9 protein-coding genes are annotated in these 9,234 nt (G+C 58.3%); all 9 read left to right on the top strand.

Annotated features, from left to right (window positions below):
• On the top strand, window positions 1-434 hold a 434-nt coding region (locus VGK48_00160; protein HEY2379564.1), incomplete at its 5' end, for a hypothetical protein.
• Window positions 431-1,330: a fumarylacetoacetate hydrolase family protein gene (locus VGK48_00155; GenBank protein ID HEY2379563.1), complete on the top strand. Its 900-nt coding sequence runs from the start codon at window positions 431-433 to the stop codon at window positions 1,328-1,330. The genes VGK48_00160 and VGK48_00155, both read left to right, overlap by 4 nt.
• A complete protein-coding gene (locus VGK48_00150; GenBank protein HEY2379562.1) occupies window positions 1,327-2,115 on the top strand; it encodes an alpha/beta hydrolase in 789 nt (262 codons plus the stop codon). The genes VGK48_00155 and VGK48_00150 overlap by 4 nt, the downstream gene beginning before the upstream one ends.
• 12 nt (window positions 2,116-2,127) lie before the next feature.
• A complete protein-coding gene (locus VGK48_00145; protein ID HEY2379561.1) occupies window positions 2,128-3,405 on the top strand; it encodes an amidohydrolase family protein in 1,278 nt (425 codons plus the stop codon).
• A gap of 38 nt (window positions 3,406-3,443) precedes the next feature.
• A complete protein-coding gene (locus tag VGK48_00140; protein ID HEY2379560.1) occupies window positions 3,444-3,941 on the top strand; it encodes a heme-binding protein in 498 nt (165 codons plus the stop codon).
• The gene (locus tag VGK48_00135) at window positions 3,938-4,873 is read left to right on the top strand and encodes a DUF1080 domain-containing protein (protein HEY2379559.1); all 936 of its coding nucleotides are present in this window, start codon (window positions 3,938-3,940) and stop codon (window positions 4,871-4,873) included. The genes VGK48_00140 and VGK48_00135 overlap by 4 nt, the downstream gene beginning before the upstream one ends.
• A 5-nt stretch (window positions 4,874-4,878) precedes the next feature.
• On the top strand, window positions 4,879-6,870 hold the full coding sequence (locus VGK48_00130; GenBank protein ID HEY2379558.1) for a fused MFS/spermidine synthase: 1,992 nt from the start codon (window positions 4,879-4,881) through the stop codon (window positions 6,868-6,870).
• A gap of 83 nt (window positions 6,871-6,953) precedes the next feature.
• The gene (locus tag VGK48_00125) at window positions 6,954-8,636 is read left to right on the top strand and encodes a PQQ-dependent dehydrogenase, methanol/ethanol family (protein ID HEY2379557.1); all 1,683 of its coding nucleotides are present in this window, start codon (window positions 6,954-6,956) and stop codon (window positions 8,634-8,636) included.
• Window positions 8,637-8,645: 9 nt separating this feature from the next.
• Window positions 8,646-9,234, top strand: a 589-nt coding sequence (locus VGK48_00120; protein ID HEY2379556.1) for a PQQ-binding-like beta-propeller repeat protein, incomplete at its 3' end; no start/stop codon positions are given.

Here is a 9,234-nt window from a genome sequence, read left to right as displayed (position 1 = left end):
TGAGGCACGTCTCGGGAAACCCGGACCATCAGGCCTGCGTTCTCATTTTCTGCACACGTCCGCAACCGGAAGAAAAGCCGCTCGACGCTCTCGGCGGAATTCAGTTTCAAGTGCCCAGGGGCGGACATTGGGACTATCGTCAGGGAATGAACAACAGCGGCGGCCAGGAGTTTACTGCCGTGACCAAACCTCAGTTCGACGTGCACGCCTGGAGCCGGGTCGAAATCCTGGCGGATGCCGCCAATGGAACCGCTCGCATGGCTGTCGCTCAGCCTCCCGGCGCCAAAGCCGTCGAAGTACTTGCTTTCAAGGATCCCGCGGCTGGCAAAGTAGGTCCGATTGCATGGCAGATGCACAACGCCGGTTTGATCGACGAGTATAAAGATGTCACGATCGAGTTGAATCCCAAAATCGGCGGCCTGATCACCGTATGAAGCTTGCATCCATATTGATCAACGACTCGATGGATCGACAGACTCGCACGGTCATCGTCGATCCGGAGCAGATGCTTTGCTGGCCGATCGAGAACGCAAGCGTTGTAAGCGCAATCTCAGATCTCACCAAAGGCTGTACTCCAAAGATCGACCCGCAGCGTGGAGTAGGTTTCAAGCGCGAGCAGTTGCTTGCTCCGCTCTCCACGCCGCCTCACAACATCATGTGCGTCGGGAAAAATTATCGGGCGCACGCGCGGGAATTCCACCGCAGCGGCTTCGACGCGACCGCCGACAGCGACATTCCAGCCGAACCGATTATCTTCACGAAACCCTCCAGTTCGATTTCCGGCCCCTACGCCGACATTCCGCTCTGGCCTGGAATCGATGAATCCGTAGACTACGAGGCCGAACTCGCTATCATCATCGGCCGCGGCGGCCGCATGATTTCGCGCGAGTCGGCCATGGACCACGTGTTCGGTTATACGATCGTCAACGATGTCACGGCTCGCGATCTGCAGCGGAAACACAAGCAATGGTTTCTCGGGAAGGCCATTGACGGATTCTGCCCGATGGGCCCGTGGATAGTGAGCAAGGACGAAATCAATCTCGATGCAACCCGCGTCACGTGCCGTGTCAACGGCGAATTGCGGCAGAACGCCATCACGGCGGATCTGATCTTCGACGTAGCCACGCTGATTGAAAAGATCTCGATCAGTGTCACGCTCGCGCCAGGCGACGTGATCTCGACCGGCACTCCCGAGGGAGTAGGTATCGGCTTCGACCCGCCACGCTTTCTAAAGGACGGCGACGTCGTAGAATGTGCGATCGAAGGTATTGGATCGATCGTGAATCGGGTCAGACAAATAAAGAAGACGGAGAAACAAGCAAACGCATGAGTGGGACGACTCGACAATTATTTGTGGAAGAGGCGGGCGGAAAAGGAGAACCGCTGGTTCTGGTGCCCGGGCTGGGGGGAAGCGTAAACACCTGGCACCCGCAGACTCAGGTGCTCAAACGCGATCTCCGCCTGTTCTGTTTCGATCTTGCCGGCTCCGGCCGATCACCGCTTGCGGAAAACATCTCGATCGCAAGCCACGTTGAAGACCTGTTGAGCGTTATTGAGCAAACCGGCGCAAAGCGCGTGCATTTAGCCGGACACTCGATGGGGACGATCGTTTGCCAGCATCTCGCGGCGAAAACGCCCGACCGAATTGCCAGCATGGTCCTTGTCGGAGCGTTTTCCGAGCCGCCAGAGCCCGCCCGCAACGCATTGCGCGATAGAGCGGCGAAGGCGCGGTCGGAGGGCATGCGTGGAATTGCCGATGCGGTCGCCGCCGCCGGAACATCCGCGGACACGAAAGTCAATACGCCCACGGCCGTCGCATTCGCTCGCGAGAGCCTGATGGCGCAGAATCCTGAAGGTTATGCGCGAAACTGCGAAGCTTTGGCGGATGCGGTGGCGGCGGATCTCGGCGCGATCGATTGTCCGGTGCTGCTGCTCACCGGAGACGAAGATCGCACTGCGCCTGTAGCGGTGGCGCGTGCCCTCATGAGCGCAATCCGTGGAGCGGAGCTTCAAATACTCACGGGCTGCGGACATTGGGCGCCCATCGAGCGTCCTAAACAAGTGAACTACGCCATGTCGCTTTTTGCGGCCCGCAATCGGAAGAAGACTGCTTAACTGGAGAACGTCATGCCAGGAATATTGTTCACGAATGCTGTGATATTCGAGGGCACCGAAGAAAAACTCAGGCCCGGCGAAGTCGCTGTCGAAGGCGATCGCATTGTGTCCGTCGCGGCTCCGAACGAGCGTCTGCCGCGCGCCGGGCGGGAAGTGATCGATCTGGGGGGCGCCACGTTGATGCCAGGTCTCATCAACACTCACTCGCACCTGACCTACAACAACGGAACGACTGTCGCGGAACTCACCGGCATGCCTGTCGAAGAGCACGTTCTCTTCACCATGCATAACGCTAAGCTCGCACTCGATATGGGATTCACCTCGCTAATCGGCGCGGCCTCGGCGAAGCCCCGGCTAGATGTCGTGATCCGGAACGAAATCAATGCGGGAAAAATCCCAGGACCCCGGATGCTTGCCGGCTCGCCGGAACTCACCGTTACGGGCGGTCTCGCCGACGACAACCAGCTCAATCAGCAACATCCTTCGATATCGATCATCTGCGACGGCCCGGACGAGTTCCGCAAAGTAACCAGGATGCTGGTGCGCGAAGGCGTGGACCTGATCAAGTTCAACAACTCAGGCGATAGCTTTTGCTATCCGCGTATGGCCGGCTATCACAATCCGATGACGGACGACGAGGTCAAGGCGATTACTGAAACCGCTCAGAATGTCGGCAAGCGGATCGCCGCTCACGCGCACGCCGATTCTTCCGTGCGCCAGTGCCTCAAATTCGGCGTGGAATTCATCTTCCATGCAACCTTCGCGACCGACGAAACTATAGAACTTCTCGCGAACGCCCGGCGCCGGCATTACGTCTCGCCGGCGATCGCCGCGCGCTATAACACCACTTACGAAGCCGCGGAATGGGGCATCACGACCGACGTCGCCGAGATGATCGGTAACAAACGCGAACTGGAAGAAGGCATCAAGGTCATGCGCAAGATGCATGCGGCCGGGATCAAGATCCTGCCGTTCGGCGACTACGGTTTTGCCTGGCTGCCGCACGGCACCGAATCGCGCGATCTGGAACATTTTGTGAATCTCTTCGGTTTCGCGCCATGGGAAGCATTGCGCGCCGCCACCGCTTACGGCGGAGAAGCCTGGGCCGGTGACACAGGAGAAAAACTCGGGCGGGTACGCGAAGGATACCTCGCGGATCTGATTGTCGTCGATGGAAATCCGCTATTGGATCTCAGCCTGCTGCAAGACCGCCGCGCTCTGCTCGCGATTATCCGGGACGGCGTCTTTCACAAGCGATATCAGGGTCGCACGGTCGCCGAGCTTTCCTAACTCCTGCTTGCTACCGGGTCCTCACTCGGTCTATTGTTATGAAGATGCTGTCTCAAAAAACAATCCTGTGTGGTCTCGCGTTGCTGCTTTCCCGCGGCTATGGTTGGTCCGCCGATCTCGGGCACAAACCGACCCTCACTCTCGAAGTCGCGAAAGAGATCGCCCAGGCAGCGGAAAAAAAGGCGCTCGCGAATCATTGGGCCATGGTGATCTCCGTCATCGACGACGGAGCCAATCTGCTGTGCCTGGAACGCATGGACGACGCGCCCATAGGCAGTCTGGAAGTTTCTCAAAAGAAAGCGCGTTCCGCCGTCATTTTTAAGTCGCCCACCAAAGACTTCGCCGACGCTCTGGCGAAGGGCGCGACCGCGCTCCTGAAGCTCGATATCCTGCCCTTCGAGGGAGGCATTCCGTTGGTCGTCGATGGCAAAGTCATCGGCGCGATCGGCGTCAGCGGTGGGGCTGCCGAGCAGGACGGCCAAGTGGCTAAGGCGGGCGCCGACTGGTTCAGCGCGAATGCGAGATCTTCAAAATGAGATCCGGTCCCACATTACTGCTCCTACTGGTGTTGGCGGCCGCCGCCCACGCCGCCGACACGGACTTTAACGGCCGCTGGGATCTCGAAGTACATAAGACGCCCGCCGACAAGGCGTGGTGGCTCGAGATAAGTGGCGCTGGAACGGCTGACGTCAAAGGGCGGTTCGTCGGATTTCCTGGCGGCAGCCTCAATGACGTGCCAGACCCAAAAATCGAAAACGGCGTGCTGCGCTTCTCCTGGGTCGATAAGCGAAATCATCTCGATTACGTCGTGAATTACGTCAACGGCGTCCTCGAAGGCGAGATGACCGGCTCGCAGGGCGAGTTGAAATTCACCGGACATCGCGCACCCGTCATCAACGAACACGACGACGGCTCGTGGATCAAAGGCAAACCCATCACGCTCTTCAACGGCAAGGATCTTTCGGGATGGAAGGGTCTAAAGTCCGATGCAGCCGCAGGCTGGACGACCGACGGAGGAATTCTCAAGAGCACCGGCCACGCCGACGATCTGATCACGAACGATAAATATTGGAATTTCGAGCTTCACGTGGAGTACAACGTGGCCGAGCATAGCAACAGCGGCGTCGGATTGCGGGGCCGTTACGAGGTGCAGATCATCGACGATTTTGGCAAGCCGCCCGGCCTCCACGGCACAGGCACGCTCTACACGCGTATTGTGCCGCCGGCCAATTACGGCAAGCCCGCGGGCGAGTGGCAAACGCTCGACATTCGCCTGGTGGGCATGGAGGTCACCGGCACCCTCAACGGAAAGAAGCTCTACGAAAAAGGCGTGATCGATGGCCTCACCGGCATCGCCTTCGATCCCTACGAAGGTCAACCAGGCGCGCTCGAACTGCAAGGCGATCATGGCGCTGTCGAGTTCCGGAATCTGGTATTGACGCCGCTGGTGAAACGCAGCGGGAAGTAATTTCGATGGCGGTCGTCTTCGGATCCGCCATTCTCCTCAGCGCATTTCTTCTCTTCCAGGTCGAGCCGCTGATCGCGAAACTGATCCTACCCTGGTTCGGTGGATCGGCGGCCGTATGGACAGCCTGTTTGCTGTTCTTCCAATTGACCCTGTTTGGCGGATACGCCTATGCGCATTGGCTCAATCGACGATCGCCGGCAACTCAGCGAATCGTTCATCTCCTCTTGCTCGCGCTGAGTTTGCTCTGGCTGCCGATTTTGCCTTCGGCTGCCTGGAAATCAAACGAATTGGCAAATCCGGTGTGGCGCATTCTGGGTCTGCTCGCGGCAACAATCGGATTGCCCTGGTTCCTGCTCTCCTCTACCAACCCGCTGCTGCAATCCTGGTATTCACGGTCGAGCGGCAGCGCGATGCCGTACCGCTACTTCGCGATTTCCAATGCGGGGTGCATGCTCGGGCTGCTCACATATCCAGCGCTGGTCGAGCCGTATTTCACCAGCGGCCAGCAGGCCTGGACGTGGTCGATAGCCTATTGCGTCTTCGTGGTCGTGTGCGCAGCCATCGCCTTGCGCACCCATGGTCCGCGCCTCGAAACTCCGCAAATCGCTGCACCGCGTCTATCTGCATGTCTGCTTTGGATCGGGCTCGCGGCCTGCCCGTCCGCCCTGCTGCTCGCCGTCACCAGCCACCTGACCGAAAACATTGCCGCCATTCCGTTCCTCTGGATTTTGCCTTTGAGCCTATACCTGCTGAGCTTCATACTCTGTTTCGAGAGCGGCCGCTGGTATCGCCGCTGGCTCTTCGCTCCACTGGCCGCCATTGCACTGCCCGTGACCGCCAGGTTGATTTCCGGCGGTGAACGAATTTCTGTGATTGCTCTGCTTTCCGCGGCCACATTTGTGCTCTTCATGGTGTGTCACGGCGAGTTGTACCGCCGCCGCCCCGGCCCCGCGCATCTCACTTGGTTTTATCTGATGATTGCCGCGGGCGGCGCGCTGGGCGGCCTCTTCATCGGTCTCGCCGCTCCATACGTTTTCAACGCGCTGTATGACCTGCCCATTGTGCTTTCCCTCACCGCGGTCGTGTTGTTGTATGTGCTGTGGACCGCCCGTGCAGTAAAGGTCACGTTGTTCACTCTCGTGGCCGGTCTCACGTTTGGGTTCATCGGTATTCTCGCGCGCGAAACCTGGAACTCGTTCGCCTACTCCCGTCTGCTGGTCCGTAATTTCTACGGTTCGCTGGTCGTCTACGACAACACGATGCCGCGTGCCATGGGACCCGTGCGCGTGCTCCGCAACGGCATGATCGATCACGGCGAGCAGTTCCTGTGGCAGCGGAATCGGCGCTACCCGACCACCTACTACGCTCACGATTCCGGCATCGGCCGTGCGCTCACTGCTCTCATGCAGCAAGGACTGCTCAACGTCGGCGTGATCGGCTTGGGCGCGGGAACGCTAGCTGCCTACGCGCGGCCGATCGATCGCTACTCGTTCTACGAAATCAATCCGAATGTTGTAAGAATCGCCACAACTCAGTTCACGTTCCTGAAGGATTGCCCCGCCCCGCACGCCATTATTCGGGGTGACGCCAGACTCTCGCTCGAACGCGAACCGCCGCAGCAATTCAACATTCTGGCCGTCGACGCATTCTCAGGCGATTCCATTCCCGTCCATCTGCTTACCCGCGAGGCGTTCCAATTGTATTGGCGCCACTTGCAGCCCGACGGCATCCTGGCCGTGCATGTCTCGAACAAATATCTCTCTCTAGCCCCAGTCGTCGCCCTCGCCGCGCTCGAAAACCGAAAGCTCGCGATGCTGGTCTCCTTCGATGGAAACAAGACGAACGAGGAATCGTCGTCCGACTGGGTCCTCATTACTTCCCGCCACGGTTTCTTCAATCTGCCCAGCATCGCACCCGCCGCCAAGCTCATCGAGCTTATTCCCGGTCTGCGACCATGGACCGACAACTACAGCAATCTCTACAGAATTCTTCGGTAGCCAGTTATTTTCTAAGACGGCGTACCATATTTCCCCACAAGGGCGTATTATATATCCCAGAAGATTGAAAGACCGATTAAGCCATGAAAACACGCTTGCTCCTGTCAACCCTTTTAGCGGCAGGCCTTTTGCCCGCTCAAGTCACTTTTGACCGCCTACTCCACGCCGATCAGGAGCCGCAGAACTGGCTCACCTACTCGGGCGGCTATAACGGCAACCGTTTCAGCCCGCTCAGCCAGATCAATAGCAAGAACGTGAAAGATCTGCAGATGAAATGGGTGTACCACCCCATCTACGTCAAAACGGGCAATAACCAGTCCAAAATGGAAAACACGCCTATCGTCGTGAATGGCATTATGTACACCGGCACGGCCCTCGAGGCGGTTGCACTCGACGCCGTCACGGGACGCGAGTTCTGGAAGCTGCCGCACCCTCTCGACCCCAAAGCCTACTACAACGCTTATGAGGTCAACAAGGGCATGGCCATCAGCGGCGATACGCTGTTCTGGGCCACGATCGATTGCCATCTTCTGGCCATCGATACGAAGACCGGACACGTGATCTGGGACAAACTCATGGCCGATTGGAGAAAAGGCTATCAGTACAACGTAGCGCCGCTCATTGTGAAAGATATGGTGATCCTGGGACCGGCAACCAATGAAGCGGGCGCCAATTGCTGGGTGTCGGCTTATGACGTCAAAACCGGCAAAGAACTCTGGCGGTTCTGGACAGCCCCCACGTCGGCCGACCAGCCGGAGGCCAAAACCTGGACGGGCGAATCCTGGAAGCATGGCGGCAGTCCTATTTGGAACGGTGGAGCATACGACCCGGAAACGAACCTGACTTTCTGGGGCACCGGCAACCCGAATCCCGGCTGGAACGGCGATCCGCGCACGCCCGGCGATAATCTCTATTCCGCTTCCGTCATCGCCCTCGATGCCGACACTGGAAAGCTCAAATGGCACTACCAGTTCACGCCCGGCGACGAATACGATTGGGATTCGACACAGGTGCCGGTACTCGTCAACATGGATTGGAAAGGCCAGCCGCGCAAGGTAATGCTCTGGGCCAACCGCAACGGCTTTTTCTACGTGCTCGATCGCACTACAGGAGAATTTCTGCTGGGCAAGAATTTCGTCAAGCAGAATTGGAACCTGGGCTTCGACAAAGTTGGCAGGCCGATCAAGGACCCAGCGCGCTGGCCGAAACCAATGGGGGGACTTGTCATCGAGCCGGGCAACCAGGGTGGAACTAACTGGTATCCGCCGTCCTACAGCCCCATCACCAAGCTCTTCTATATTCCAGCTTGGGAAAACTCCGGCGGCAGATCGCCGAAAGGCGACCCGGGCACCTGGGCAGAAGGCCAACGTTACACCGGGACGGGAATGGATACCCGAGGCGGTCGTCTTCCCGCCGGCGTCGTACGGCAGCGCCGTCCCAACAGAGCTCTGACCAACTACAAGACCGAAGATGAAGGATACGGGGCCATCCGCGCCATCGACCCGAAGACCGGCGACAAGGAATGGGACTTCAAAATGGTGAGCTACACCGAAAATGGCGTACTTTCCACTGCCGGTGACCTGGTCTTTGGCGGCGGAATGGAAGGAAATTTCTTCGCTCTAAACGCCCGCACTGGCGAGCTTCTGTGGCATGCAAACCTCGGCGGGCCCAATGCGAGCGGCCCCATCAGCTACGCCGTTGACGGAAAGCAATATATCGTCGGTACCGGCCAGGGATGCCTCTACGTCTTCGGACTTCCGGATTAGCAAATACCAATGAACCCTCGTACCGCATCGCGCTTCATTTTCCTGGCACTCGTTTTTTTGGGCGGCTCTCTGCTCGCGCAGGTGACTTACGACCGTCTCCTTCACGCCGATAAAGAGCCGCAGAACTGGCTTACGTACTCAGGTGGCTATGCCAGCCACCGTTACAGCACACTCGACCAGATCGACAAAAACAACGTCAAAAATCTGCAGATGAAGTGGGTCTACCATCCCATCTACCAGAAAAATGAAAAGAACCAGTCGAAGATGGAGAACACGCCGCTCGTCGTCGACGGTATCATGTACACCGGCACCGCCCTCGAAGCAGTGGCGCTCGATGCCGTGACGGGACGCGAGTTCTGGAAGCTCCCGCACTCGCTGGATCCCAAGGCGTACTACAACGCCTACGAAGTAAACAAAGGCATGGCGATCGCCGGAGATACGCTGTTCTGGGCGACCATCGATTGCCATCTGTTGGCCATTGATGCGAAAAGCGGCCGCGTGATCTGGGACAAAGAAATGACCAAGTGGCAAAAAGGCTATCAATATAACGTCGCGCCGCTGGTCGTGAAAGATATGGTCATCTTGGGGCCGGCGACCA

It is taken from the genome of Terriglobia bacterium, assembly GCA_036496425.1.
Lineage (GTDB): Bacteria > Acidobacteriota > Terriglobia > 20CM-2-55-15 > 20CM-2-55-15 > 20CM-2-55-15.
Note: the sequence above shows the minus strand (reverse complement) of the source record. Positions and strands in the feature narration are given on the sequence as shown.

What these genes read in the sequence shown, in the direction of transcription:
- VGK48_00155 (HEY2379563.1), top strand. Translation starts at nt 431, where the DNA reads ATGAAGCTTGCATCCATATTGATCAACGACTCGATGGATCGACAGACT.
- VGK48_00150 (HEY2379562.1), top strand. Translation starts at nt 1,327, where the DNA reads ATGAGTGGGACGACTCGACAATTATTTGTGGAAGAGGCGGGCGGAAAA.
- VGK48_00145 (HEY2379561.1), top strand. Translation starts at nt 2,128, where the DNA reads ATGCCAGGAATATTGTTCACGAATGCTGTGATATTCGAGGGCACCGAA.
- VGK48_00140 (HEY2379560.1), top strand. Translation starts at nt 3,444, where the DNA reads ATGAAGATGCTGTCTCAAAAAACAATCCTGTGTGGTCTCGCGTTGCTG.
- VGK48_00135 (HEY2379559.1), top strand. Translation starts at nt 3,938, where the DNA reads ATGAGATCCGGTCCCACATTACTGCTCCTACTGGTGTTGGCGGCCGCC.
- VGK48_00130 (HEY2379558.1), top strand. Translation starts at nt 4,879, where the DNA reads ATGGCGGTCGTCTTCGGATCCGCCATTCTCCTCAGCGCATTTCTTCTC.
- VGK48_00125 (HEY2379557.1), top strand. Translation starts at nt 6,954, where the DNA reads ATGAAAACACGCTTGCTCCTGTCAACCCTTTTAGCGGCAGGCCTTTTG.